Raw genomic sequence first — 24,624 nt, 5'->3', positions numbered from 1 at the left:
GCAATGTGGTTAGGTAAGGCTTGCCTAAGCAACGGCAGCCCCACCGACCCCCTGCGAGGAGCCCATGAGCGACTTCCTGTTCACCCGCGACACCCCGGCGCAGTACGCCCGCGCCCTGCACACCGCCGTCGACACCGTGGCCGTCCACCTCGCCGGCACCCGGGCCCCCCGCTCGGCGGCGACCCCGGAGCAGCTCGAGGGCCTGGTCGCGGCCGTCGACCTCGACCGCCCGCTCGGGGACCTCGACGCCGTCGTGGACGAGACGCGCCGGCTCTACCTGGACCACGCCGTGCACTTCCACGACCCCGGCTACATGGCCCACCTCAACTGCCCGGTGGCGATCCCGGCGGTGGCCGCCGAGGCCCTCACGGCCGCCGTGAACACCGCCGTCGAGACGTGGGACCAGAGCACCACCGCGACCCTGGTGGAGCAGCGGCTCGTGGACTGGACGGCGGAGCGGATCGGGTTCCTCCCGGCGGGGGAGCCGGACGGGGTCTTCACCTCCGGCGGCACCCAGTCCAACCTGCAGGCCCTGTTCACGGCCCGCGAGGAGCGGCTGTCGCACCCCCGCGCGGGCTCCCGCCAGGAGCGGCTGGCCCGCCTGCGCGTCGTCGCCGGCGAGCACGCGCACTTCAGCGTGGCGAAGGCCGCGCACCTGCTGGGCCTGCCCGCCGACGCGGTGGTCACCGTGCCGGCCGGCCGCGGCGGCGGGCTGGACGTCGTGGCCCTCGAGCGGGCCCTGCACGAGCTCGCCGCGGCCGGCGACGAGGTCGCGGCCGTCGTCGCCACGGCCGGCACCACGGACCTCGGCGTGATCGACCCCCTGCCCGAGGTCGCGCAGGTGTGCCGCCAGCACGGGACCTGGCTGCACGTCGACGCCGCCTACGGCGGGGGCCTGCTGGTCTCCCCGACGCGCCGGCACCTGCTGGCGGGCATCGAGCGGGCCGACTCCGTGACCGTGGACTTCCACAAGTCCTGGTTCCAGCCGGTGGCCGCCTCCGCCCTGCTGCTGCGGGAGGGGCGCAACCTGCGCTTCTCCACCTGGAGCGCCGAGTACCTCAACCCCCGCCACGCGGTGCGCCCCAACCTCGTGGACAAGTCCCTGCAGACCACCCGCCGCTTCGACGCCCTGAAGCTGTGGATGACCCTGCGCACCGTCGGCGCCGAGGAGATCGGGCGCGCCCTCGACCGGGTGCTGGACCTCGCCGGGGAGGCGGGGCGGATCGTCGACGAGGCCCCCGACATGGAGCTCGTGGCCGAGCCCGTGCTCTCCACCGTCCTGTTCCGGCACCGGCCCCCGGGCACCGGCGACGACGAGGCCGACCGGATCGTCGAGGTGGTCCGGACCGCGCTCTTCGACTCCGGCCGCGCCCTGGTCGCCTCGACCGTGCTCGACGGGCGCCGGTGCCTGAAGTTCACGTTCCTGAACCCGGGGACCACGGCGGCCGACGTGGAGCGGGTGCTCGAGCTGATCCGGGCCGCCGCGCGCGACGCGGCCCCCCGGACCCTCGAGGCCGCGGCGGGGAGCCGCTGATGGCCCCCGCGACCGGAGCCGTGCACGACCTGCTGGGCATCGGGATCGGCCCCTTCAACCTCGGGCTGGCCTGCCTCGCCGACCCGCTCGAGGACCTCGACGCCGTGTTCCTCGACGCCCGGGACGGCTTCGCCTGGCACCCCGGGCTGATGCTCGAGGACGCCACGATCCAGGTGCCGTTCCTCGCCGACCTCGTCACCATGGCCGACCCCACGTCCCCCTACTCGTTCCTGAACTACCTCAAGCACACCGGCCGGCTGTACCCGTTCTACATCCGGGAGGACTTCAATCCCCTCCGGGCCGAGTACAGCGCCTACTGCCGGTGGGCGAGCGAGCAGCTCCGCAGCCTGCGCTGGGGCCGGGAGGTCGTCGCCGTCGAGCACGACCCCGCCGCGGACGCCTACGTGGTCACCGCCGAGACCGCCGCCGGGACGGAGCAGTGGCGGACCCGCCGCCTGGTCCTGGGCGTCGGCACGGTGCCCGCGCCGCCCGCGTGCGTGGACCTCGCCGCCGGGCCCGTCCTGCACGCCGGCGACTACCTGCCCCGGCGCGACGAGCTGCTGGCCCGGCAGAGCGTCACGGTGGTGGGCAGCGGCCAGTCCGCCGCGGAGGTCTACCGCGACCTGCTCGAGCGCTCCGGGAGGGACGGGCCCCGGGTCGACTGGATCACCCGCTCCCCCCGGTTCTTCCCCATGGAGTACACGAAGCTCACCCTCGAGATGACCTCGCCCGAGTACGTCGACCACTTCCACGGCCTCGACCTGCCCCGGCGGGAGCGGCTCAACCGCGAGCACGCAACGCTCTACAAGGGCATCAGCTCGACGCTGGTGGACGAGATCCACGAGCTGCTCTACCGCCGCGCCGTGCACGGGCACCCCGCGGGGCTGCTCACCACGAACACGACCCTCACCGGTGCCCGCTGGGACGGGCGGGAGTTCGCGCTCGAGCTGCACGACGACGAGCTGGAGCGCCCCTGGCGGCACACCACCGGCGCCGTGGTCCTGGCCACCGGCTACCGCGCCGAGATCCCCGCCTTCCTCGATCCCGTGCTCGACCGCATCGCCCGCGACGCCTCCGGCCGCTACGACGTCTCGCGCGACTACGCGGTCGACCACGAGCGCTCCCGGATCTGGGTGCAGAACGCCGAGGTGCACACCCACGGGCTGACCGCGCCCGACCTCGGCATGGGCGCCTACCGCAACAGCGTCATCCTCCGGGCCGTCATGGGACGGGAGGTCTACCCGATCGAGCCCGCCATCGCCTTCCAGACCTTCGGCATCCCCCAGGAGACCGCATGAACCCCCACGCCGTGCCCCCCGCCCGTCTCGCCACCCCCGGCGGCGTCCTCACCCTCGAGCCCCTGGTCCCCGACGACCCGACCGTCGAGCTGGTGCACGCCTGGCTCACCCACCCCCGCTCCCGGTTCTGGGGCATGCTCGACGCCGTCCCCGGCCGGGTGCGCCGCGCCTACGAGGACCTCGCCGCCGACCCGCACGCCGACGCGTGGTTCGCCCGCCTCGACGGCGTGCCGCTCGGGCTCGTGGAGACCTACGACCCCGCCGCGGTCCTGCTCGCCGGCCGCTACGACCACCGCGAGGGCGACGTCGGGATGCACCTGCTCCTCGCCCCCGCGCGGACCCCCGTGCCCGGCACGAGCGCCGCCCTCATGGCCGCCACCCTGTGCCGGCTGTTCGGGCGGGAGCACGTGCGCCGCGTCGTCGTCGAGCCCGACGCACGCAACGCGGCCGTCCACCGGCTCAACGAGCGTGCCGGGTTCACCGTGGACGCCCGGCTCGGGCTGCCGGGCAAGACCGCCCTGCTCAGCACCTGCACGCAGGAGCAGTTCGCGGACTCCGAGCTGGGCGGGCTCGCCCGCGAGCTCCCGCCCGCCGCGCCGCAGGGCGGGAGCGGCCCCGCGCCGGCCGTGCACCTCGGCCGGCACCCGATGCGGATCGCCCACCGCCACCTGTGCTGCAAGGCCCTCGCCGAGTTCGCCCACGAGCGCCTCCTGCACCCCGATCCCGTGGGCGCGGGCGTCTTCGAGGTCCGCGCCGACGGCGGCCGCGTGCGCTACCGGTTCCGCGCCCGCCGCGACCCGCTCGAGCACTGGGTCCTCGACGAGGGCTCGCTGCGCCGCACCGTCGACGGCGCCGCCGCCGAGCCGGACGCCCAGGCCCTGGTCACCGAGCTCGCCCCGGAGCTCGGCATCCCCCGGTCCCTGCTGGCCACCTATCTCGAGGAGATCGCGAGCACCCTCGCCTCCGCGGCCTACAAGCTCGTGCACCGGACGCGGCCCTCCCGGGCGCTCGCGGGCGCCGGCTTCCAGGAGGTCGAGGGCGCCATGACCGAGGGCCACCCCGGGTTCGTGGCCAACAACGGCCGCATCGGCCTCGGGGTCACCGAGCACGACCGGTACGCCCCCGAGGCCGCCCGCCCCGTGCGCCTCGTGTGGCTCGCCGCGCGCCGGCGGCTGAGCCGGTTCGACGCCGGGCGCGGCCTCGACGAGGACGCGCTCCACGCCGGGGAGCTCGGTCGCGGGACCGTCGACCGCTTCCGGTCCCGGCTGAGCGGGCTCGGGCTGGACCCGCGCGACTACCGCTTCCTGCCGGTGCACCCCTGGCAGTGGGAGCACCGGGTCACCGTGACCTTCGCCCCCGACCTCGCCCGCCGCGATCTCGTGCTGCTGGGCGAGACGGGCGACGAGCACCGGGCCCAGCAGTCGGTCCGGACCTTCTTCAACACCTCCCGCCCCGACCGCCACTACGTGAAGACCGCCCTGGCCGTGCAGAACATGGGCTTCCTGCGCGGGCTCTCCCCGCGCTACATGCGGGACACCCCGGCGATCAACGACTGGGTGGCCGACGTCGTCGCCTCCGACCCGGTGCTCACCGCCTCCGGGTTCTCCGTCCTGCGGGAGGTCGCGGCGATCGGCTACACCGGGGACGCCTACCACCGCGCCGCGGCGGCCGGGCACGCGGAGGAGGGACCCCACACCAAGATGCTCGCCGCCCTGTGGCGGGAGAGCCCGGTGGCCCGCACCGGCCCGGGGGAGCGGCTGGCGACGCTGGCCTCCCTCCTGCACGTCGACGCGTGCGGGGTCCCCCTCGCGGCCGAGCACGTGCGGGCGTCCGGGCTCCCGGCCGAGGAGTGGCTGCGCCGGCTCCTGGACGCCTACCTGGTCCCGGTGGCCCGGTGCCTGCTGGCGCACGACCTCGTGTTCATGCCGCACGGGGAGAACGTGGTCCTGGTGCTGCACGAGCACGTCCCGCGGCGGGTGATCATGAAGGACATCGGGGAGGAGGCCGCCGTCGTCGCCGACCGGCCGCTGCCCCAGCGGCTGGAGCGGATCCGCCACGTCGTGGACCCCGCGACCGCGGCGCTGTCCGTGCACACCGACGTCTTCGACGGCGTGCTGCGCCACCTCGCCGGGATCCTGGACACCGAGGACCTCCTGCCGGTGGAGCGGTTCTGGGCCGTGACCGCGCAATGCCTGCAGGAGCTGGCGGCGGCGGACCCGGAGTCCGCGGAGCGCTACCCGCTCCTCGCCCCCCGGTTCCGCCACTCCTGCCTCAACCGGCTGCAGCTGCTCAACACCCTGCAGATGGTCGACCTCTCCGACCAGGCGGCGTCCCTGCAGTACGCGGGGACGCTGGAGAACCCGGTCGCGGCGCCGGTGCCCGCCCGCTGAGCACCAGCACCAGGCCGGCACGGCCCCGCTCGGGCGCAGCAGCGGCTGACCCGCGAGGGCCTGGGCGGTGAGCAGGCCCAGCAGTCCCAGGTAGAAGCCCGAGGCCACCCACAGCAGGCCCGCCCGCGCGGCCTCCTGGCGCAGCGCGGGCACCCGGCGCGCCGCCCGCTCGAGCAGCAGCGCGGCCAGCGGCAGGACCTGCAGGGCGTGCATCCCGACGAAGTGCGGGATGCGCAGGTCCCCGGCCACGGTGCTCCAGCCCACCAGAGGCAGGCCGGGCCCGCCGTCGGCCGCCCCCACCGTGTGCGCCCCGGCCACGCCCCGGAAGTCCGCGAGCTGCGCGGGAGTGGGGCTGGTCATGAGGAACCCGAGCGCCATGCCGAGCAGGGCGATCAGCAGCCCGGCGCGCACGGCGAGGGTGCGCGCCCGGTCGCCCAGGGGCGCCCGGAGCAGCAGGGCCGCGACCAGCAGGGCCGCCACCCAGGCGCCGGCGATGGACGCCGCCATCGCGATCCACAGCGTCGTCGCGAGCGGGGTGGAGACGTTGAAGTGGCTGCGCACGCCCGCGGCCGCGGCGCCGACGATGATCACCATCTCGACGCCGAGCAGGACGGCGGTCGCGGTGCCGGCCCACCACGCGATCCGCCGGCCCCGCTGGAGCAGGGTGAGCAGCCAGGCCAGCGACACCGAGTAGACGAGCACGGAGAGGGAGAACTTCAGCGGCTTGGCCCACACGGGCGCCCCCGCCAGCTCCCGCGGGTCCACGACCAGCCCGGCGGCGCTGACCGGCGCGAGCACCGCCATGGCCAGGGCCAGGACCAGCAGCGGCCGGTGCAGGCCCACGGAGGCGGGCGGCGGCACCGGCAGCGGGCGGGAAGGGCGAGCGGTCGCGCTCATGACGGCTCCTCGGCAGGACGACCGGCTACTATTGGATAGCCGTGGTATCCATTATTGGATACCTTGACTATCCGATCAAGGGGTTCCCGTGCGCATCTCCTCCCTCGCCGAGCGGTCGGGCGTGCCGGTCGCGACCATCAAGTACTACCTCCGCGAGGGGCTGCTCCCGCCCGGGGAGGCCACCAGCGCGACCCAGGCCCAGTACGGCGAGCGGCACCTGCACCGGCTGGCCCTCATCCGGGCGCTCACGGACGTGGTGGGCCTGAGCGTGGCGAGGACGCGCACGGTGCTCGGGCTCGTCGACTCCTCGCCCGAGGACCTGTTCGCCGCCCTCGGCCGGGCCGTCGCGGCGCTGCCGCCCTACGCGGAGGAGCCCGGCGGGGACCACCCCCGCGCCCGCGCGGCGATCCAGGCGCTCGGCTGGTTCTACGACCCCCACTACCCCGCGGTCGCCCAGCTCGAGCACGCCCTCGCCGCCGCCGAGTCGGTCGGCCTGCCCATCGACGAGCAGCGGTTGCGCGGCTACGGCGAGCACGTGCACGCCATCGCCCGGATCGACATCGACGGGGTCCCGGCGCACGACGCGGGCGCGGCCGTCGAGTACGCGGTGCTCGGCACCGCCGTCTACGAGCCCGTGCTGGCGGCCCTGCGCCGGCTGGCCCACCAGGACGTCAGCAGCACCGCCCTCGGCCGCCCCGCGGCCCCGCCCCCCGCGCCCGCGCAGGACGACGCCGACCGATAGCCCCCTCCGCCCCCGGCGAGTGGCGTTCGCGGGCGTCCTGCCCCAGGATTGACCGGTGCCCGACGCTCCTTCCCCCCACGCCACCGAACCCCTGCCCGAACCCCTGCCCGAGCTGCTGCTCGGCCTCGTGGTCTCCCCGCAGGCCGCACCGCTCCTGCCCCGGGACCTCGCCGCGCAGCTGCCCGGCCTGCTCCGCGAGCGCCACCCGGGGGTGCGGTGGCGCGTCGCCGTCGTCGAGGACCGGCTGGTCGTCCCGCCCGCGGACGGCCTCGACCTGCTCGAGGCCGCCCGCGACCGGATGCTCGACGAGGACTGGGACCTCGTGGTCGTCCTCACGGACGCTCCGCTCAAGGACGGGCGCAACCCCGTGCTCACCCAGCTCAGCCCCGTGCACGGGGTGGGGCTGGTCGCCGTCCCGGCCCTCGGCGCGGTGCGCGTGCCCCAGAAGGTCCGGGAGGCCACGGTGCGCGTGGTCGGCGACCTGCTCGGCTACGACCCCGACGACGACGGGCAGGAGGAGCTGCTCCGCCGGGCCCGGCAGCGCGCCCAGGACGTCGAGGACCGCCCGGAGGACAACGCCGTGCAGTTCACCGCCCGCGTGCTCGGCGGCAACGTGCGGCTGCTGCTGGGGATGATCCGGGCCAACCGCCCGTGGACCCTCGTGGTGCGGCTGTCCCGGCTGCTGGCCGTGGCCGTGGCCACGGGCGTGCTCACGCTGGTGGCCTCGGACCTGTGGCTGCTCGCGGCGGAGTACGGCCCGGGCCGGCTCGGGGCGCTCGGCCTGCTCGCCGTCGGTGCGGTGACCGGGACGCTCGTCGTCGGCGCCCGGCTGTGGGAGCGCCCGCGGCGGCGCGCCGAGCGCGAGCAGGTGGCCCTGTTCAACCTCGCCACCGCCGCGACCGTGGCGATCGGGGTGCTCGTCTTCTACCTCGCCGTCTTCGCCCTCTCCTGGCTCGGGGCCCTGTTGCTCGTGGACCGGGACGTCTTCACGGAGGTGATCGGCCGGGACGTCGGCGCGCTCGAGTACGCGAAGCTCGCCTGGCTCACCGCCACCCTCGCCACCGTGGGCGGGGCCCTGGGGGCCGGGCTGGAGGACGACGACGTCGTGCGCGCCGCCGCGTACACCCGCTCGGGGGCCTGAGCGCCGGCCGGAGGAGGCCGCCGCCGCAGGGCCGTGCCCGGGCACCGCGCCGATCAGTACACTTTCTGTCATCGGAGCGCCCCGGATCCGGTCCCGGAAGGACACCATGGCCGCCACGCAGCAGAGTCCCGCGCAGTCCCGCCCCGCCCGCAGGCCCCGCCTCCGGCGCAGCAACTGCACCCGGCCCGGCATCACCCGCCGCGGCTACGGCAGGGGCTTCGCCTACCGCCACGCCGACGGCCGCAGGGTCGAGGAGCAGGAGGAGCTCGAGCGCATCCGGGCGCTCGCGATCCCCCCGGCGTGGAAGGACGTGTGGATCAGCCCGTACGCCAACGGCCACATCCAGGCGACCGGGGTCGACGACGCCGGTCGCCGCCAGTACCTCTACCACCCCCGCTGGCGGGAGCTGAAGGACCGCGAGAAGTTCGACCGCGTCCTGGACTTCGGCGACACGCTGATCCGGGCCCGCCCGGCGGTGACCCGGCTGCTGCGCTCGGAGGCCCCCACCGAGGAGAAGGCGTACGCCGCGGCCTTCCGGCTCATGGACGTCGCGGCCCTGCGGATCGGCAACGAGGAGTACGCCCAGTCCAACGGCTCCTACGGCGTGACCACCCTGCTCGTGCGCCACGTGCGGGTGGACGGGGCCGGGGTGCACCTCGACTTCCCCGGCAAGAGCGGGCACCAGTGGTCGGTGGCCGTGCAGGACGCCGACCTCGCCGCCGCCCTGACCCCCATGCTCCGGCGGGACCCCGACGAGCCCGCGCTCGCGCACCAGGACGAGGACGGGCAGTGGGTGCCCACCACGAGCGCCCGGCTCAACGACTTCGTGAAGACCCAGTGCGGGCCCGACTTCACGGCCAAGGACTTCCGCACGTGGCAGGGCACGGTCACCGCCGCCCTGGCGCTCGCCGCCCGCGCCGGCACCCGGCCCAGCGCGAGCGCCCGGAAGAAGGCGGTGTCCGCCGCGATGCGCGAGGTCGCCGAGCACCTCGGCAACACCCCGGCCATCGCCCGCAGCTCCTACGTGGACCCGCGGGTGATCGACCGGTTCATGGACGGTGAGACGATCGGCGCCTCCACGTACCGGGCGGCCGAGCGCACCCTGCGCTCGTTCCTGATGTGATCTCCTGCCGTGCCGTGCCGCGCGCCGCTCGCGCGGACTGGACGGCCCTCGCTGCTGCCCCCGTTCCGGCCCCGCCCGCCGCCGACCGCTCCGTCCTGGAGGCACTGCCGGAACCGGCCCGGCGGTGGCTGGACCGGGCGGTGCCGCCGGGCACCCCGGCGTGGACGGCCGCGGAGCTCGCGATGCGCGGCGAGATCCGGCTGGGGGGCCGCTGGCGCCGGTTCTCCGCCGAGCAGGTCGTCGCCCCCGCGCGCGGGTTCGTGTGGGCCGCCCGGACCCGGGTGCTGGGGCTGCCCGTCACGGGCTTCGACCGCTACGGCGCCGCGGGTGGGGAGATGCGCTGGCGGCTGCTGGGGCTGGTCCCCGTGCTCTCCGCCACCGGGCCCGACGTGACCCGCAGCGCCGCCGGGCGCCTGGCGGGCGAGGGCGTCCTCGTGCCGCCGGCCTGCCTGCGGGCGCAGTGGTCCGCGGGGCCGGACGCGGACACCGCCGTGATGTCCTGGGCTCCCGGCGGGCAGCGCGAGGACTCCCTGGTGTGCGTCGACCCCGAGGGCCGGCTGGAGGAGGTCGGCATGCAGCGCTGGGGCGACCCGGAGGGCACCGGCTACGGCCGGCACCCCTTCGGGGTGGCGCTGTCCGCGGAGGCCGTCGTCGCCGGGGTCCGCGTGCCCACGGTCCTGCGCGCCGGCTGGGGCTGGGGGACCGCCCGGCAGGACGAGGGCGAGTTCTTCCGCGCACGGCTCGAGGGCGTGCGCTTCCGCTGACCGGCCGGTGCCTCACGCCCAGGGCGGGGGCGGGGCGCCGGGATCGCTGCGCGGGGGCGGCGGCGGCGCCTGCTCGGGCGGGGCGGGCGACGGCGCCCGGCCGGCCTCCGGGGGCTCCGGCGCCGGTCGGGTGGCCGGACCGGGCCCGGGCGGCGGCTCGACCGGGCCCTGGTCGAGCCGGAAGGGCGGGTACTCGTCCCGCATCAGCAGCACGTAGGCGCCGACCCGGTAGAGCCACCGGTTGATGCCGACGACCAGGGCGAAGAGCTCGTAGCGGTACCGTCCCGTGAACAGCAGGACGACGGCGGCGATGAGCACGAGCAGCCCGAGCAGGGACGGTCCCCAGCCGGCGGTCGTGGCCCGGCCGGTCTCGTCCCACTCGGCGCCGATCCCCGTCCGGCCGGCGCCGCCCGTGAGGGCCCCCACCACGAGCAGGTGCGGGATCGCCAGCAGCCACCACTTCACCAGGACCAGGCCCCGGGAGAGCCGCTCGGGGTAGGCGACGTCGAGGTCGGCCGGGTACTCGGCCGGGGCCAGCGTGAACGGCGGGTACCGGTCCGTGCCCAGCGCGGAGTAGGCGTAGAAGCCCACGCGCCAGCTCCACCGCAGCACGCCCACGCAGAAGGAGAACCAGGAGCGGGGATAGCGGCCGGTGAACAGGATGGCGAGCCCGGCGGCGACGGTGGTGACCAACAGCGCGAACCACAGCACGGCCAGCACGAGGAAGTGCGGGATCGCCAGCAGCCACTTGACCAGCCACAGGCCCCGCGACAGCCTCGCGTCCAGGAACCCCGTGACCGTGACGGGGTAGACGAAGGGCCAGGCCCGCTGCCCGCCCGGGCCGGCGGCGAGCGCCGCGCCGGGGCCCGTGCCCCGCGGGGGCGCCCCGCGGCCGACGTCCCGGCCCAGCCCGGCCGCGCCGAGCAGCAGCAGCGGCACGCCCACCACCAGGCCGATCAGCCCGCCCACGAGCAGCCACGCGGCCGCCGGGCCGGCGAGGTCCGAGCGCGCTCCGGCCTGCACCTCGACCCACACCGGGCGGGACGCGTCGGCGTTCATCACGACCAGGCTCCAGCGGCCCGGCTGCAGGTCGAACTCCACCTCCCGCGTCCCGGTGCCCTGGTCCGAGGCGGCCCAGAAGGTCTGGTTCCCGGGGCGGTCGGGCGTGCGGGACCCGGAGACGTCGATGCTCTCCTCGTCCTCGTCCTCGTCGTCGCGCAGGCCCGGCCCGAGCTGGGCGCGGGCGACGCCCTGGAGGTACCGCCCCACGTCCTCGGTCGCGGCCACGCCCACGAAGACCTCCTGCTGGGGGTCCACCGCGGTGGCGCGCACCTGCACTCCGGCCAGCTGCTCCACGAAGGGCAGCTGCGGCATCGGCGCCCCCTCGGTGTCGAGCACCACGGACGGGCTGGTCAGGGCGTAGGCGATGGTCTGGTGCCGTTCGGGGCCCCCGGTCAGGTAGCGGCCGCCCTCCTGGGCCGCGGCGGCGCCGGCGAGGACGAGCCCGGTGGCCACCGCCCCCAGGCCCAGGGCGGTCAGGACGGACCCGACCACGAGCAGCACCCACTGCCCCGGCCTCGTCCGGGGCGCGGGCTCGCGCGGAGCAGGGTGGGCGGGAGCGGAGTGCGCGGTCATGGGGTCCCCCGGAACGGTCGTGGTCGGTCGTCGTCGGTGCCCGAAGCGCAACGTCCGGTCGGCGGCCGGGTCGGCTCCTCCGTCCAGCGAGCACGCACGGCCGTTCGTCCGTCCTCCGGGGCGGGGCCCGTGGACTCGGGACCCCTGTCCTGCCCCCGAGTCTAGGAACGGCCCGGGGCGCCCGGAAGAAAGCCCCGAATGTTAACCCCGCCCCGTTGGCTCCACCCCCTGCAGGGCGGCGGCGAGGAAGGGGCTGCGGCCGGCGAATCCCGGGCCGGGGTGTTCCCTTCCGGGACGGCGGGGACGACCATGGGGGAACAGGACTGCCGGGGCGGGCCGCGTCGCCGACGCCGCCCGCGCGAGGAGAGGACATCCCCATGGCCGAGCGCGTCGACCGGTGGCCCCCGGGGGCCCCGTGCTGGGTGGACATCATGGTCTCGGACCTGGAGCGGTCCCAGGACTTCTACTCCTACGTGCTCGGGTGGCGGTTCACGCCGTCCGACCCGGACCACGGCGGCTACTGCAACGCCCTGGTGGACGGGGAGCCGGTGGCCGGGATGTCCCCGGCGCTGGCCGGGATGGAGGATGACCCCCACGCCTGGGCGGTGTACCTGGAGTCCGACGACATCGAGGCCACGGGCCGGGCGGCGGTGGCCGCCGGGGCGCGGCAGCTGTTCGACCCGGTGGAGGTCGGCACCTTCGGGAGCATGGGCGTGTGGATCGACCCGACCGGCGCCGCCTTCGGGGTGTGGCAGCCCCGGGACCAGACCGGGTTCAGCATCGTCGGCCGGCACGGGACGATCGCCTGGTGCGACCTGCTGACCTCGGACCAGAAGGCCGCGGAACGCTTCTACGCCACGGTCTTCGGCTACACCTACCAGGACATCGGGACCCGGCACGAGGCGTACGCCGTGTTCACGGTCCCGGGCATGGACCGCACCGCCGGCGGGATCGGCGTCCCCGCGGAGGACGTGGACCACCTCCAGGAGGTGCCCCCGATGTGGTGGGTCTGCTTCGAGGTCGACGACGCCGATACGGCCGCCGAGCGGGTCGTCGCCGCCGGCGGCACGCTGGTCCAGGAGCCGGAGGAGTTCGGGTACGGGCAGCTGATCTTCGCGGCCGGCCCCGACGGCGAGCGGTTCGCCATGATGGGCCCGTCCTCGGAGGACTGGAACGACCACTCGTGGAGCCAGGACCTGGACTGAGCCCGGGCAGGCGGCAGGGGGCGCGGTGCTCCGGGGGACCCGCCTCGCGGCAGGCAGGGCTCCGGGCCCGGCCCGCCGCGGCCGGGCCCGGAGCTGACGGTGCTACTCCGGGGCGGGGTCGGCGGACCTCAGAACATGCCCACGAGAGCGCCCACGAACCACAGCACCGCGAAGAGCACCACGAAGCCGAAGATGACCGCGATGGCGATCTTGCCCTTCGAGCTGTCCCCGGGGTGGTCGACGTCCAGGTCGGGGTTGTGCGGGCCCACGCCGAGGCCCGCGATGGGAGGGGTGTCGCCCTCGACGCTGTAGCCGGTCTCCTCGTTGAGGGCCTTCTGGGCCTTCTCGGGATCGTTGCGCGCCTGCTCGGGATTGATGTCGGCCACGGTGCCTGCTTTCTCCGGTGGGTCCCGCGGAGGGGTCCCGCGAGTGGGTCTCGTGCGCTTCGGGCGTGCCAGAAGAATAGCAAGCTTGCTGGCGGTCGCACAGACCCTGCGCGGTCGGCCCTGCATCCACGAGGCAGAACAGGGTCTTTGCGCGGCACCGTGCTGCGGGTGGCCGGCCCGGGCCCGGCTCAGCGCTCCCAGCGGCCCCGGGGGGCGTCGGGCAGCACCTGGAAGTCGGTGGCCATGTCCGGGTGGTCGGGGTCGGAGAGCCACTGGATCTGCAGGCCGTCCTTCGTGGGGAAGCAGTGCACCAGACCGGTCTGGCTCATCCCGGCCGCCCGGGCGAGCCCGCTCCTCGAGGTGCCGCGGCAGCCCTCCTGCGAGAACAGCCGGGCGGCCGCGGCCGGGATCTCCTCCCGGCGGGCGGCGCTGTCGGCGCCCCGGGGCCGGCCGCTGCTGCGGCGGGGCGACCGTGGCGCGGCGGGGGTGGCCATGGTGTCCTGGCACGGGGTGGGCGCGGAAGGAGGAGGCGGCCGTCCGCGGGGGACGACCGCCTCCTCGAAGGATCTCAGCCCAACGACACCCGGGCCCGGACGTCGCCCAGGCCGCGGGCGACCACCAGCTCACCGCCGGGGGCGAGCTGCTCCCAGGCGCCGGTGGACTCGTTCCAGCGGCGGAACAGCCGCTGGTCGCAGTCGACCGTCACGGTGACCGTGGCCCCGGCGGGCACGTCCACGCCCTGGTGGCCCACCAGGCGGATCGGCTGGTCGGCCTCGGCCGGGTCCAGGTAGGCCTGCACGGTCTCCCGGGAGTCCCGCGCGGAGGTGTTGGTCAGCTCGACGTCCACGCCCAGCCGGCCGTCCCCGCCGCGGACCGCTGCCGCGGACCCGTACGCAAAGCTGCCGTAGCCCAGGCCGTGGCCGAACCAGAACAGGGGCTCCGGGGCGGCCCCGGCGTGGTAGCCGCGGTAGCCGATGGCCGTGCCGTCGTCGTAGGACAGGCCGAGGTCCTCACCGGGGACCACGTTCCAGGCCGGCGCTGCCCCGTCGGCGGCGGGGTAGGTGGTGACCAGGCGCCCGGTGGGCTCCAGCTCCCCGGTGAGCACCGCGGCCACCGCGTGGCCGCCCTCCTGCCCGGGCAGCCCGGCGACCACCACGGCGTCCACGTCGGCCAGCCACGGCATGAGCACGGGGGTGGCGGCGTTGACGACGACCACCGTGCGCTCGGCGGCGGCCGCGACGCGGGCCACCAGTTCGTCCTGGCGGCCCGGCAGGGCGAGGGTCCGCTTGTCGGAGGCCTCGGTCTCCTCCTCCTCGGTCACCCCCACCACGACGACGGCGGTGCGCGCGGCCCGTGCGGCGGCTTCGGCGCCGGCGATCAGCTCGTCGTCGGGGCGCGGGGCCGGGTCGGCCACCAGGGCCGTGAGGCCCATGGCGGACATGTCCAGCAGGTGGCTCTCCCCGGCCAGCCCCAGGGAGGGGTCGCCCAGGAGCAGCTCGCGCCAGTCGACCGGCTCGAGCGCCACGGTGGCGGTCACGGTCGCGCCGGCCGGCAGCTCCACGACCTCGGCGAAGGCCGGCGGGCGGATCATGGTCTCGCCCGGGTCCTTGCCGGCGAAGCGCAGCTCGGCCGAGATCTCCTGCCCGCCCGCCGCCAGGCTCCAGCGCCCGCCGCCGATGGCTCCCAGCAGCACCGGGCCGGCCTCGTTGGCCAGGGTCGTGGTGAGCACCGCGGTGGCCGGGGTCCGCTCGAGGTCGTCGTCCCAGCCGATCGAGATCGCGGACGAGCCGGAGTGGTACCGGGAGAGCTCGGTGCCGTCGGCGGCCAGCAGCGCGACCTCCAGCCCGGGCGTGCCGGTGGCCGGGTCGGTGAGGAAGGACGGGTCCGCGGCGACGGGACGGGAGCGCACGGCCACGCCGTCGGCCACCGTGACCCTGTCCCCGAGCAGGGCCGTCAGGCCCTCGGCCACGGTGGACTGGTACGGCGGGTTGACCTGCGCCGAGCCGCCGCCCATGTCGACGGTGTCGAGGCCGTGCCGGCCGATCAGCGCCACGGAGCCCTCGCCCGCCTCGTCCAGGGGCAGCGCGCCGTTGTTGGCCACGACGGTCATGCCGCGCGCGGCGATCCGGCGCAGCTGCTCCTTGCGGCGGTCGGAGTCCGGGGCGGGCAGCCGGCTCGCCCAGGTACGGTGGCCCTCGCCGCGGTCGAGCCCGCCGGTGCGGTCGGCCAGGCGCAGCAGGCGCTCCACGTGCTCGTCGACGGTCTCCTCGGCCACCTCGCCCGCGCGGACGGCGGCGACGAGCTTCTCGCCCCACGGGCCGTCCGGGCCGGGCATGACCAGGTCGAGGCCGCCGTTCGCGGAGGCGACGGTGCGCTTGGTGGCGAACCAGTCGCTCATGATCAGCCCGTCCCAGCCCCACTCGCCCTTGACGATCCGGTTCTGGACGCGGTCGTGCTCGGTGGCGGGCACGCCGTTGACGTCGTTGTAGGCGGCCATCATCGACCACGCCCCGGCGTCCTGGACGGCCATCTCGAAGGGCAGCAGGTACAGCTCCCGCAGCGCCGTCTCGGAGACCCGGGAGTCCACGAAGTTGCGCAGCGTCTCGGACTCGTTGGCCACGAGGTGCTTCAGGCACGCGGCCGTGCCGTTGGCCTGCATCCCGCGCACGCAGGCGGCGGCGGTGCGCCCGGTGAGGTACGGGTCCTCGGAGTAGGCCTCGAACAGCCGCCCGCCCAGGGGGGTGCGGTGCAGGTTGATGGTGGGCCCGAGGACCACGTGGATGTGCTGGCGCTGGGCCTCCTCGGAGAGCATCCGCCCGACCTCCTCGGCGATGCCGTCGTCCCAGGAGGCGGCGATCAGCGTGGCGTTGGGGAACAGGGCCACGGCGTCGCCGCCGACGAACTTCAGCCCGCGCACGCCGGTGGGCCCGTCGGAGAAGGCGAGCGGGGCCAGCCCGATCCGGTCGTTGCCCGGCAGGGTGAAGGCGGTCTCGCCGGTGAGCAGGTGGACCTTCTCCTCCAGGGACAGCCGCTTGACGAGCGGGGCGTAGGCCGCCAGGGAGGTGCGCCCGGAGGTCTGGATGTGCTCGGTCATGATCACTTCGCTTTCTTGACGGGGAGGACGACGAAGGCGCCGGCGACGGCGGCCGCGGCGGCGCCCAGGAGCAGGCCGTAGTCCGGCTCGCCGCCGGCCACGGCCACGGTCGGCAGCCACGCGCCGGCGAAGGGGGCCAGGGACTGGGGCATGGCGTGGGCCATGTCGATCATCTGCCCCGGAGCCTCAGAACAGCAGCGCGGCCGCGCCCAACCCGCCCAGCACGGCGACGACGGTGAGCAGGCCGGTCCCCACGGCGTTGAGCACCGCCCGGCGCCCGTCCCCGGCCCGGGCCAGGCGCACGGTGTCGGCCATCGCGGTGGAGAAGGTCGTGTACCCGCCGCAGAAGCCGGTGACCGCTGCGGCCGAAGCCGTCCCGCCGAGCGCCCCCGCCAGCGCGGCCCCCGACAGCAGGCCGGCCAGCAGGGACCCGGTGACGTTGACGACCACGGTCCCGGCCGGGAACGCGGTGGCCCACCGCTGCCGCACCGCGCCGTCGACCACGAACCGGGCCGCGGCGCCCAGCCCGCCCAGCAGGCACACGAGCAGCGCGGTCACAGGCGCCGCCCCCGGGCGGCCAGGAGCACCCCGGCGAGGCACGCCAGGAACCCGCCGCCCAGCGAGAGCAGCAGGTAGCCCGCGGCCTGGGCCGGCGCCCCGCCCGCGAGCAGCCGCTCGACCTCCAGGGCGAGCGAGGAGAACGTCGTGAACCCGCCCAGGGCGCCCGTGCCCAGGCCCAGGCGCAGCAGCCGCAGCCGGGGGGTCTCCTCGCCCCGGCGCAGCAGGGCCTCCAGGAGCAGGCCCAGCAGCACCGACCCGAGCAGGTTCGCCGCCAGGGTGGCGACGGGCCAGCCCCCGGCCGCCGGCAGCAGGGCGGTCAGGCCGTAGCGGGCCCCGGTGCCCAGCGCTCCGCCCAGCCCCACGGCCAGGACCAGCGGCGGGCTCCGGTGCGGCGGTCGGTGCATCGGCTCTCCTCCCGGCGCGGCGCGCCGCGGGTCCTGGCGCGCTCCGGGGCGAGCGCGGCGGGTCGATCCTAACCACCGGTCCGTAGGATGACCGCGTGCACACCCTCCGCGGCCCCCGGGTCCTGCTCGCCCTCAAGACCGCGCTCGCCGTGTCCCTGGCGTGGGTGGTGGCGCAGCGGATGCCCGGGACGATCGACGAGTACCCCTACTACGCCCCGCTGGGAGCGCTCTCCGCGATGTACCCCACCGTGCTGGGCTCGGTGCGCACGGGCCTGCAGACCGTGGCGGGCCTCGCCCTGGGCATCCTCCTGGCGGCCGGGGTGCTGCTGGTGGGCAGCCCCAACCTCGTGACCATCGGCCTGGCCGTCGGGATCGGCGTGCTCCTGTCCGGGGTGCGGCGGCTCGGGGCCGGCGCCGAGTACGTGCCCATGGCGGCGCTGTTCGTGCTCATCGTGGGCGGCCAGGACGCCGGGTCCTACTCCCTGGGCTACCTCGTGCAGATGGCGGTGGGGGTCGCGATCGGCCTGGTCGTCAACGTGGCGGTCTTTCCCCCGCTGGACTTCCGCACCGCGCGGCTGCAGCTGGACCGCCTGCAGGGCGTCGTCGTCGACTACCTCGGCGACGTCGCCGGGGAGCTGGCCTCGCCGGGCAGCACCGCGGGGCGGGACTGGGCGCAGCGCAACCACGAGCTGGCCCGCCTCACGGGAGAGGTGCGGGAGGCGGTGGACGCGTCGGCGCTGAGCGCCCGCGGCAATCCGCGCGTGGTGCTCCGCCGCCGCGCACGCGGCACCGACCCGGGCTACGCGGCCCTCGCCCAGCTCGAGCGCGTGGTCTTCCACCTGCGCGACCTCACGGACGCGCTGCGGGCGCTCTACGACGCCGACCGGCACGGCTGGACGGTGCCCGGGCCGGTGGCCGCGGGGCTCGCCGACGCGGTGGAGGCGGGCGCCCGGTGCGTGCGGGCGTGGGCCCACGACGAGGACACGGCAGCTCCCGCCGCCGAGGTGCGCGCGCTCCTGGGCCGGCTCTACGCCGGGCCCGTGGACCCGTCCGAGGTGCAGCAGCGGCTGGTGCTCGCCGCGGGGCAGGACCTCCAGCGGCTCGTCGACGTCCTGGACCCGCCCGCGCCCGGACCGGCCGGGAGCACGCGCGCGCGGGACCGCGGCTGAGGCCCCCGCGCTACTCCGCCGGGTCGGGCCCGGCCATGATCTCGCGGGCGTCGAGCTCCACGAGCAGCAGGCGGTGCCGGTCCAGGGTCACCGGGTCGGGCCCGGCGGGGTCCGAGAGGTACTCGTGGTCGAGCTGGCGGGCGAGCCGGCTGTGCAGCACCTGCAGCTCGGCGACGTCCAGCCGGGTGAGGTCGAGGGGGAACCGTTCGTCGGGTCCCAGGCGCAGCCGGGCCCGGCCGGAGGCGCCGGTGCGGGGGCTCGCCGGGGACCCGGCGCCGGAGTGACGGCGGTCGCTCACGCGGTGGGCCTGCCGAGGCCGGCGGGACGTGCAGCCACGACCGGGGGGAGGCGATGCCCGTCCGGGGGGACCGCGACGGGCACTGGGGGCATGGGTTCCACGACGACGACCTGTTCTCGTGCACGGGTGAAGACGCGGCCGTTGCTTGACCTCAGGACAGCCACTATACGGTGCGGCCCGTCCGGGGTAACAGGGGGCAGTGCCGGGTGCGGGACGTAGACTGGTGGGCCATGCAGTGTTCCTACTTCGACGCCGGCGCCTGCCGCTCCTGCACCCTGATGGGCCGGCCGTACGCCGAGCAGCTCGCCGACAAGCAGGAGCACTGCCGGAGCCTCCTGGCGGCCTGGCCGGACCTGGCCTGGCTGCCGGCGGTGGCGAGCCCGGAGTCCGGTTTCCGCAACAAGGCCAAGATGGTGGTGGGCGGCACGGTCCGGCACCCCACCCTGGGCATCCTCGACGGGCAGGGGCGCGGGGTGGACCTGCGCCGGTGCGGGGTCTCGTCCCCCGCGCTCACCGCGTGCTTCCCCGCCCTCTCCGCGTTCATCACCCAGGCCGGCCTCGTGCCCTACGACGTCCCGGCCCGCCGCGGCGAGCTCAAGCACCTGATCCTCACCGAGTCCCCGGACGGCGAGCTCATGCTGCGCTTCGTGCTGCGCTCCACCGAGTCCGTGGTGCGGATCCGCAAGCACCTGCCCGGCCTGCAGCAGGAGCTGCCCCGGCTCGCGGTGGTCTCCGCCAACATCCAGCCCGAGCACAAGGCCGTGCTCGAGGGCGAGCAGGAGATCCTGCTCACCGAGCAGGAGACCCTGCGGATGCGCGTGAACGACGTGAACCTCCACCTGCGCGCCCGCAGCTTCTTCCAGACCAACACCGCCGTGGCCGCGGCCCTCTACCGCCAGGCCCGGGAATGGGCGGACGAGCTGGGCCCCGCCTCCGTGTGGGACCTCTACTGCGGGGTGGGCGGCTTCGCCCTGCACGTCGCAGGGCCGGCACGGGAGATCACCGGCATCGAGGCCAGCGCCGAGGCCATCGCGAGCGCCGCGCTCAGCGCGCAGGAGGCGGGACTGTCCGGCGTGGACTTCGCCGCCGGCGACGCGACCGCCTTCGCCCTCGGGGCCCGGCGGGTGCCCGAGCTCGTGGTCGTCAACCCGCCGCGGCGCGGCATCGGCGCGGAGCTCGCCGGCTGGCTCGAGTCCTCGGGCGTGGAGCACGTCGTGTACTCGAGCTGCAACGCCGTCTCCCTCGCCCGGGACCTGGCGGCCATGCCGTCGCTCGTGCCGCGGCGCGCGCGCGTGCTGGACATGTTCCCGCAGACCCGCCACTACGAGGTGATGGTGCTCCTAGAGCGGGCCTAGGGGCCCGCTCGGCGCCGCCGTCCCGGGTGGGCAGGCCGGACCCGTTCAGCGGGACCGCGCCCGGTGCCGTTCCACCGCCCGCGTGTAGTGGCCCACCAGCGCCTCCGTCGCGCCCCGCCAGCCGTGGAGCTCGGCCTCGGCGCGGCCGGCCGCGCCCATCTGCGTGCGCCGGACCGGGTCGTCGAGCAGGTGGGCCAGGTGCTCGCCGAGCTCGCCCGGCCGGGCGGGGTCCGCCAGCAGCCCGGTGCGCCCGTCGTCGACGGCGAACGGGATGCCGCCGGCGCGGGCGCCCACCACGGGCACGCCGCTGGCCAGGGCCTCCAGGGCCACCAGCCCGAGGGTCTCCGTGGTGGACGGGAACGCGAACACGTCCGCGGAGGCGTAGGCGGTGGCGAGCTCCTCCCCGTGCAGGGGGCCGGGCAGGACGGTGGGGGTGCCGGCGAACGCCCGCTCGAGCCCCGCCCGGTGGGGGCCGTCGCCGACGATCGCGAGCCGCGTGCGCGGCAGCCGGCGCATCGGCTCGACGAGCGCCTCGAGGTTCTTCTCCTTCGACAGCCTCCCCACCGAGAGCACGAGCCGCTCCCCGGGGTGCCCGTCCGTGAGGCGGGCGCGCATGCCCGGGCTGGACCGCGCGGGGGAGAACAGGGCCGTGTCCACGCCCTTGGGCCACAGGCCCACGTCGCGGATGCCCATCGCGGCGGCCCGCTCGACCATGGGCCCGGACGTGCACAGGTTGACCTGCGCGAGGTTGTGGGTGCTGCGGATCAGCCGCTCCGCGGTCCCGCGCAGGGGGCCCAGCCCGAGGGCGTCCATGTACTGCGGCACGTCCGTGTGGAAGGAGGCGAGCAGCGGCAGGTCCCGGCGCCGGGCCGCCAGCGCGCCCCAGGCGCCGAACCACACCGGGTTCACCGCGTGCACGACGTCCGGGCGGAACGCGGTCAGCGCGCGCTCGGCCGCCGGGGTCGGCACGCCCGCCCGGATCTCCGGGTACCACGGGAAGGTGAAGGACCGGGCGCGGGCCACGCGGTGGGGCCCGTACCGGTCGGGGGGCGTGCCTGGGGTGAGCACGAGCACGTCGTGGCCCAGATCCCCGAGCGCGTCCAGGGTCCGCAGCAGGCGGGTGACGACCCCGTCGACCTTCGGCAGGAAGACGTCGGTGACGAGCGCGATCCGCATCCGCGGCTCAGGCGCCCACCGGCGCGGCGCCGGTCCGGGACGCGGGGATCCCGGCCCTCCGCTGCCGGGTCCACAGGGACGTGGCCGGGATCCTGGAGAGGTCCGCCCGGTGGGCCCAGCGGGCGGCCGTCTGCTCGACCTCCAGCAGCAGTCCCTCGGACAGGGTCGTGGGTCGCAGGCCCAGGTCCAGGAACGCGTCGTGGACCACGTGCAGGTCGTTCTCCGGGGACTCCTGCCGCGGGTTCGGCACCGTCTCCACCTGCGCGCCGGTCAGCTCCGCCACGAGGCGGGCGAGGTCCCGGACCCGGTGGGTCTCCGTCATCTGGTTGAAGATCTTCACGCGCTCGCCGCGCGCCGGGGCGTGGAGCAGCGCGAGCTCCACGCAGCGGACCATGTCCTGGATGTGGATGAACGCCCGGGTCTGCCCGCCGGTCCCGTGCACGGTGAGCGGGTGGCCGACGGCGGCCTGCATGAGGAAGCGGTTGAGCACGGTGCCGTAGTCGCCGTCGTAGTCGAAGCGGTTGACCAGCCGCTCGTCGAGGCCGGTCTCCCGGGTGTTGGTGCCCCAGATGATGCCCTGGTGCAGGTCCGTGATCCGCAGCCGGTCGTTCTTCGCGTAGAACGCGAACAGCGTCTGGTCGAGGACCTTGGTCATGTGGTAGATCGAGCCCGGGTTGGAGGGGTAGAGGATCTGCTGTGCGACGCCGCCGCCCTCCCCGGTGACCTCCACGTCGAGGTAGCCCTCGGGGATCCGCATCCCGGCGGTGCCGTAGCCGTAGACGCCCATGGTCCCGAGGTGGACCACGTGCACGTCCAGCTCCGACTCCACGACCGCGGCGAGCACGTTGTGCGTCGCGTTGAGGTTGTTGTCCACGGTGTAGCGCTTGTGCCGCGGGGACTTCATGGAGAAGGGCGCGGCGCGCTGCTCGGCGAAGTGCACGACCGCGTCCGGCCGCTCGGTCACCAGCAGGTCGAGGAACGCCTCGTAGTCCCGGGCGAGGTCGATCCCGGCGAAGCCGACGCTCCGGCCCGTGAGCTCCTCCCACGCGGCGCGGCGCTCGGCGAGGGACCGGATCGGGGTGAGGGACTCGGCACCCAGCTCCTCGCCGATCGCCCGGCGGGAGAAGTTGTCGACGACGACGACGTCGTGCCCGCGCGCCGACAGGTGCAGTGTGGTCGGCCAGCCGCAGAAGCCGTCGCCACCGAGGATCGCGATCTTCATCTCAACTCCGTTCTCGGGGCGGCGGCCGCCGCCCCCGTAAGGACCGGGTCTCAGCGTGGGGGATCCGTGTGAAGCGCAAGTGAACGGGAACGGATCAGCTGCTGGTGGGCGAAGGACCCGGGCAGGACCTGCCAGCCGGGCCCGGCCAGCTCCCGCAGCTCGGCGGGGACGTACGCGCGGCGCAGGGAGCGCAGCCCGTCGGTGCGCAGGAACGAGCCGGGGGCCAGCGGCAGGACGCCCACCGCGTAGAGCCGGTAGGCGGCGGCGCTGCGCACGAGGTCGTTGTGCACCACCAGCCGGCGGGACAGCCGCTGCGAGTCCCGCACGAAGGCCACCACCGCGTCCGGGTCCAGGTGGTGCAGCAGGTGGTTGGAGATCACGACGTCGAACGTCTCGCCCGCCGCCACGAGCTCCCCGCTGGCGGCCCGGCGGAACACCGGCGGCGTGACCTCCGGGTGCCGGGCGGCCCAGCGGGCCGTCCGCCCGGCAGCCCACGCGAGCGCGCGGGCGTCCGGGTCGATGCCCGTGATCCGCAGCTCGACCCCGTCCCGGTGCGCCCACCGGGCCAGGGACCGGGCGACGTCCCCGCCGCCGGAGCCCACGTCCAGCACGTCGAGCGGGCGGCCCGGCTCGGCGAGGGGGCGGATCCGGCGCCGGTAGGTCGCCGCCCACCCGGAGAGCAGCTGGTTCACGAGGTCGAAGCGGGCGTAGGTGCGGTGCAGCGCCGCGAGATCGCAGCCGGGGTCGTCCATGAGCTCCCGGAGCTCGTGGTCGCGGCGTGAGAGGTCGGGCCGGGCCCGTGTCGGGACGGAGGACATTCCCCCATTGTTTCCCGGCGCGCCCCGCCCGTCACGGACGACGGGCGACCCGCCGCCCGGATGCGTCAGTAGACTGGGCACCCCGACCCGGAGCCGACGGAGGGAGGTCGCGTGGGGCATCCCGTTCGCGGCGCAGGAGCGCCGTCCGCGCCCTGGGTCGGACTGGCCTCCGCCTGCTGGGCCGCCAACGCCGCCCTGGGGGCGTCCGTGGGCTCCGGCCTGGTGCGCACCGGCCGGTTCCGCTGGATCCACCACGCCCTCTACGTCGCCACGACGACGACGACCGCGCTGGCCGCGGCCCGCTGCGCGCTCTCGGCCTCGCCCTCCCGGCGGGCGGCGGGCCGGGCTCTTGCCCCGGCGCTGCTGCCGCTCGCCGCCCTGCCCCACATCGGCACCCCCGCCCAGGGCCACCCCCGCCGGCACGCCCTCGCGGCCCTGTCCGCGGCCCCGTTCTACGCCGCCGCGCTCCTGCGCGCGGCGGGCCCGTCCTGACCGTCCCGTCCCGACCGAACCGGAGAGCACATGGAGTTCCTCGACGTCGTCTTCCGCCGCCGCACCACCAACGGGCCGTTCCTCCCGGACCCGGTCGCGCCCGAGCACCAGAAGCTGCTGCTGCAGGCGGCCGCGGCCGCGCCGTCCCAGTTCAACAGCCAGCCGTGGCGCTTCGTGGTCGTCGAGGACCGGGGGACCATCGAGCGGATCGCGCGGATCAGCGGCGAGTCCATGACGCAGGTGATGGCCGAGGGGACGTTCTTCGACCGGTACAAGCGCTACTTCCGCTTCAGCCGGCAGGAGATGGACGAGCAGCGCTTCGGCATGCTCTTCGACAAGCTCCCGGCGGTGCTGCGGCCCTTCACGGGCAAGGCCTTCACCCCGAGCGGTCAGGCCATGATGAACCGGCTGCGGGTGCCGCAGACGCTCGGCGCCGAGAACCAGAAGCTCGTGGCCGGCTCGCCCCTGCTGCTCGGCGTCATGCTCGACCGCCGCGAGTACCGGCCGGGGGAGCTGTCCGGGTTCTACTCGCTGTTCTCCATGGGCGCGGCGGTGGAGAACCTGTGGCTGACCACCGTGGAGCTCGGCATGGGCATCCAGTTCGTCTCCTTCCCCATGGAGGCCCCCGCCCGCTGGGTCGAGATCGTGGAGCTGCTGGAGGTCCCCGAGGAGCTCGAGCTCATGGCCGTCTACCGCCTCGGCTACGTGCCCGAGGAGCAGCGCCGCCCCGCGATCGACTGGTCCTCCCGGGAGCGGCGGCGGATCTCCCAGTACGTGTTCCGCGAGAGCTGCGCGAGTCCCCAGGAGGGCTGGGACGACTGAGCGGCGTCCCGCCGCCCCGGCCCGCCCGGCCCCGGTGCCGTCATCGACGGGCCGGACCGGCGGTGTCGCCGTGACACCGGGCGCGGGTGGGCTAGCGT

The 24,624-nt window shown here is 75.6% G+C and carries 24 protein-coding genes; 13 read left to right on the top strand and 11 right to left on the bottom strand.

Translation table 11 applies throughout. The features are described 5' to 3' along the window. Window positions 1-64 precede the first annotated feature (64 nt). The 8 genes from M3185_RS03120 (at window position 65) to M3185_RS03085 (ending at window position 9,889) form a co-directional block, all read left to right on the top strand. Window positions 65-1,534: a pyridoxal phosphate-dependent decarboxylase family protein gene (locus M3185_RS03120; RefSeq protein ID WP_251332213.1), complete on the top strand. Its 1,470-nt coding sequence runs from the start codon at window positions 65-67 to the stop codon at window positions 1,532-1,534. Continuing rightward, window positions 1,534-2,832, top strand: a complete 1,299-nt coding sequence (locus tag M3185_RS03115) for a lysine N(6)-hydroxylase/L-ornithine N(5)-oxygenase family protein (RefSeq protein ID WP_251332212.1) — start codon at window positions 1,534-1,536, stop codon at window positions 2,830-2,832. Before M3185_RS03120 ends, M3185_RS03115 begins: the two co-directional genes overlap by 1 nt. After that, the gene (locus tag M3185_RS03110; RefSeq protein WP_251332211.1) at window positions 2,829-5,222 is read left to right on the top strand and encodes a GNAT family N-acetyltransferase; all 2,394 of its coding nucleotides are present in this window, start codon (window positions 2,829-2,831) and stop codon (window positions 5,220-5,222) included. Before M3185_RS03115 ends, M3185_RS03110 begins: the two co-directional genes overlap by 4 nt. Window positions 5,223-5,598: 376 nt before the next feature. Next, a complete protein-coding gene (locus M3185_RS03105; protein WP_251332210.1) occupies window positions 5,599-5,916 on the top strand; it encodes a hypothetical protein in 318 nt (105 codons plus the stop codon). A 291-nt stretch (window positions 5,917-6,207) separates the two neighbouring features. Continuing rightward, on the top strand, window positions 6,208-6,861 hold the full coding sequence (locus tag M3185_RS03100) for a MerR family transcriptional regulator (protein WP_251332209.1): 654 nt from the start codon (window positions 6,208-6,210) through the stop codon (window positions 6,859-6,861). 55 nt (window positions 6,862-6,916) lie between these two features. Then, complete coding sequence (locus tag M3185_RS03095) at window positions 6,917-8,002, top strand: hypothetical protein (RefSeq protein ID WP_251332208.1); 1,086 nt, start codon at window positions 6,917-6,919, stop codon at window positions 8,000-8,002. Between the two features lie 106 nt (window positions 8,003-8,108). Further along, window positions 8,109-9,125, top strand: a complete 1,017-nt coding sequence (locus tag M3185_RS03090) for a DNA topoisomerase IB (RefSeq protein WP_251332207.1) — start codon at window positions 8,109-8,111, stop codon at window positions 9,123-9,125. A gap of 14 nt (window positions 9,126-9,139) precedes the next feature. Next, window positions 9,140-9,889, top strand: coding sequence for a DUF6544 family protein (locus M3185_RS03085; protein ID WP_251332206.1), 750 nt, complete (start codon window positions 9,140-9,142; stop codon window positions 9,887-9,889). A gap of 12 nt (window positions 9,890-9,901) precedes the next feature. On the opposite strand, the gene M3185_RS03080 is transcribed toward M3185_RS03085, so the two are convergent. Further along, window positions 9,902-11,524: a DUF4389 domain-containing protein gene (locus tag M3185_RS03080; protein ID WP_251332205.1), complete on the bottom strand. Its 1,623-nt coding sequence runs from the start codon at window positions 11,522-11,524 to the stop codon at window positions 9,902-9,904. A 377-nt stretch (window positions 11,525-11,901) separates the two neighbouring features. On the opposite strand from M3185_RS03080, the gene M3185_RS03075 reads away from it, so the two are divergent. Then, window positions 11,902-12,729 carry a VOC family protein gene (locus tag M3185_RS03075; RefSeq protein ID WP_251332204.1) on the top strand — a complete coding sequence of 276 codons (828 nt, stop codon included), beginning with the start codon at window positions 11,902-11,904 and terminating at the stop codon, window positions 12,727-12,729. Between the two features lie 128 nt (window positions 12,730-12,857). Here M3185_RS03075 and M3185_RS03070 read toward each other — a convergent pair whose 3' ends face one another. The 6 genes from M3185_RS03070 to M3185_RS03045 all read right to left on the bottom strand — a co-directional run bounded on the left by M3185_RS03070 (window position 12,858) and on the right by M3185_RS03045 (window position 17,174). Next, a complete protein-coding gene (locus M3185_RS03070; RefSeq protein WP_251332203.1) occupies window positions 12,858-13,115 on the bottom strand; it encodes a hypothetical protein in 258 nt (85 codons plus the stop codon). Between the two features lie 188 nt (window positions 13,116-13,303). Next, window positions 13,304-13,609 (bottom strand): TetR/AcrR family transcriptional regulator, encoded by a 306-nt coding sequence (locus M3185_RS03065; RefSeq protein ID WP_251332202.1) that lies wholly within the window; start codon window positions 13,607-13,609, stop codon window positions 13,304-13,306. Window positions 13,610-13,683: 74 nt separating this feature from the next. Next, a complete protein-coding gene (locus tag M3185_RS03060) occupies window positions 13,684-16,209 on the bottom strand; it encodes a glycoside hydrolase family 3 protein (RefSeq protein WP_251332201.1) in 2,526 nt (841 codons plus the stop codon). A 2-nt stretch (window positions 16,210-16,211) separates the two neighbouring features. Further along, the gene (locus M3185_RS03055; protein WP_251332200.1) at window positions 16,212-16,382 is read right to left on the bottom strand and encodes a hypothetical protein; all 171 of its coding nucleotides are present in this window, start codon (window positions 16,380-16,382) and stop codon (window positions 16,212-16,214) included. A 13-nt stretch (window positions 16,383-16,395) separates the two neighbouring features. Then, window positions 16,396-16,767: a fluoride efflux transporter FluC gene (locus M3185_RS03050; protein ID WP_251332199.1), complete on the bottom strand. Its 372-nt coding sequence runs from the start codon at window positions 16,765-16,767 to the stop codon at window positions 16,396-16,398. After that, window positions 16,764-17,174 (bottom strand): CrcB family protein, encoded by a 411-nt coding sequence (locus tag M3185_RS03045; RefSeq protein WP_251332198.1) that lies wholly within the window; start codon window positions 17,172-17,174, stop codon window positions 16,764-16,766. Before M3185_RS03045 ends, M3185_RS03050 begins: the two co-directional genes overlap by 4 nt. A gap of 95 nt (window positions 17,175-17,269) precedes the next feature. Between M3185_RS03045 and M3185_RS03040 the strand changes: the two genes are divergently transcribed. Next, complete coding sequence (locus M3185_RS03040; RefSeq protein ID WP_251332197.1) at window positions 17,270-18,343, top strand: FUSC family protein; 1,074 nt, start codon at window positions 17,270-17,272, stop codon at window positions 18,341-18,343. A gap of 10 nt (window positions 18,344-18,353) precedes the next feature. On the opposite strand, the gene M3185_RS03035 is transcribed toward M3185_RS03040, so the two are convergent. Beyond that, window positions 18,354-18,641 (bottom strand): hypothetical protein, encoded by a 288-nt coding sequence (locus tag M3185_RS03035; protein ID WP_251332196.1) that lies wholly within the window; start codon window positions 18,639-18,641, stop codon window positions 18,354-18,356. A 230-nt stretch (window positions 18,642-18,871) separates the two neighbouring features. Between M3185_RS03035 and rlmC the strand changes: the two genes are divergently transcribed. Continuing rightward, window positions 18,872-19,996 (top strand): 23S rRNA (uracil(747)-C(5))-methyltransferase RlmC, encoded by a 1,125-nt coding sequence (rlmC, locus tag M3185_RS03030; RefSeq protein WP_251332195.1) that lies wholly within the window; start codon window positions 18,872-18,874, stop codon window positions 19,994-19,996. A 45-nt stretch (window positions 19,997-20,041) separates the two neighbouring features. Here the strand turns inward: rlmC and M3185_RS03025 are convergent, their stop codons facing one another. The 3 genes from M3185_RS03025 to M3185_RS03015 are packed head-to-tail and all read right to left on the bottom strand — an operon-like array spanning window position 20,042 to window position 23,212. Further along, window positions 20,042-21,172: a glycosyltransferase family 4 protein gene (locus M3185_RS03025; protein ID WP_251332194.1), complete on the bottom strand. Its 1,131-nt coding sequence runs from the start codon at window positions 21,170-21,172 to the stop codon at window positions 20,042-20,044. A 7-nt stretch (window positions 21,173-21,179) separates the two neighbouring features. After that, complete coding sequence (locus M3185_RS03020; RefSeq protein ID WP_251332193.1) at window positions 21,180-22,394, bottom strand: NAD-dependent epimerase/dehydratase family protein; 1,215 nt, start codon at window positions 22,392-22,394, stop codon at window positions 21,180-21,182. Window positions 22,395-22,444: 50 nt separating this feature from the next. Further along, entirely contained in the window at window positions 22,445-23,212 is a 768-nt protein-coding gene (locus tag M3185_RS03015; RefSeq protein ID WP_251332192.1) for a methyltransferase domain-containing protein, read from the bottom strand. Window positions 23,213-23,323: 111 nt separating this feature from the next. Here M3185_RS03015 and M3185_RS03010 point away from each other — a divergent pair, with 111 nt between their 5' ends. Both M3185_RS03010 and M3185_RS03005 read left to right on the top strand, forming a co-directional pair. Beyond that, a complete protein-coding gene (locus tag M3185_RS03010; RefSeq protein WP_251332191.1) occupies window positions 23,324-23,704 on the top strand; it encodes a hypothetical protein in 381 nt (126 codons plus the stop codon). Between the two features lie 30 nt (window positions 23,705-23,734). Continuing rightward, window positions 23,735-24,526: a nitroreductase family protein gene (locus M3185_RS03005; RefSeq protein ID WP_251332190.1), complete on the top strand. Its 792-nt coding sequence runs from the start codon at window positions 23,735-23,737 to the stop codon at window positions 24,524-24,526. The last annotated feature ends 98 nt before the right edge of the window (window positions 24,527-24,624 follow it).

It is taken from the genome of Kocuria rosea (assembly GCF_023715525.1).
Classification (GTDB): Bacteria; Actinomycetota; Actinomycetes; order Actinomycetales; family Micrococcaceae; genus Kocuria; species Kocuria rosea_A.
The sequence above is the reverse complement of the archived record's forward strand: the minus strand, read 5'-3'. Positions and strand labels throughout refer to the sequence as shown.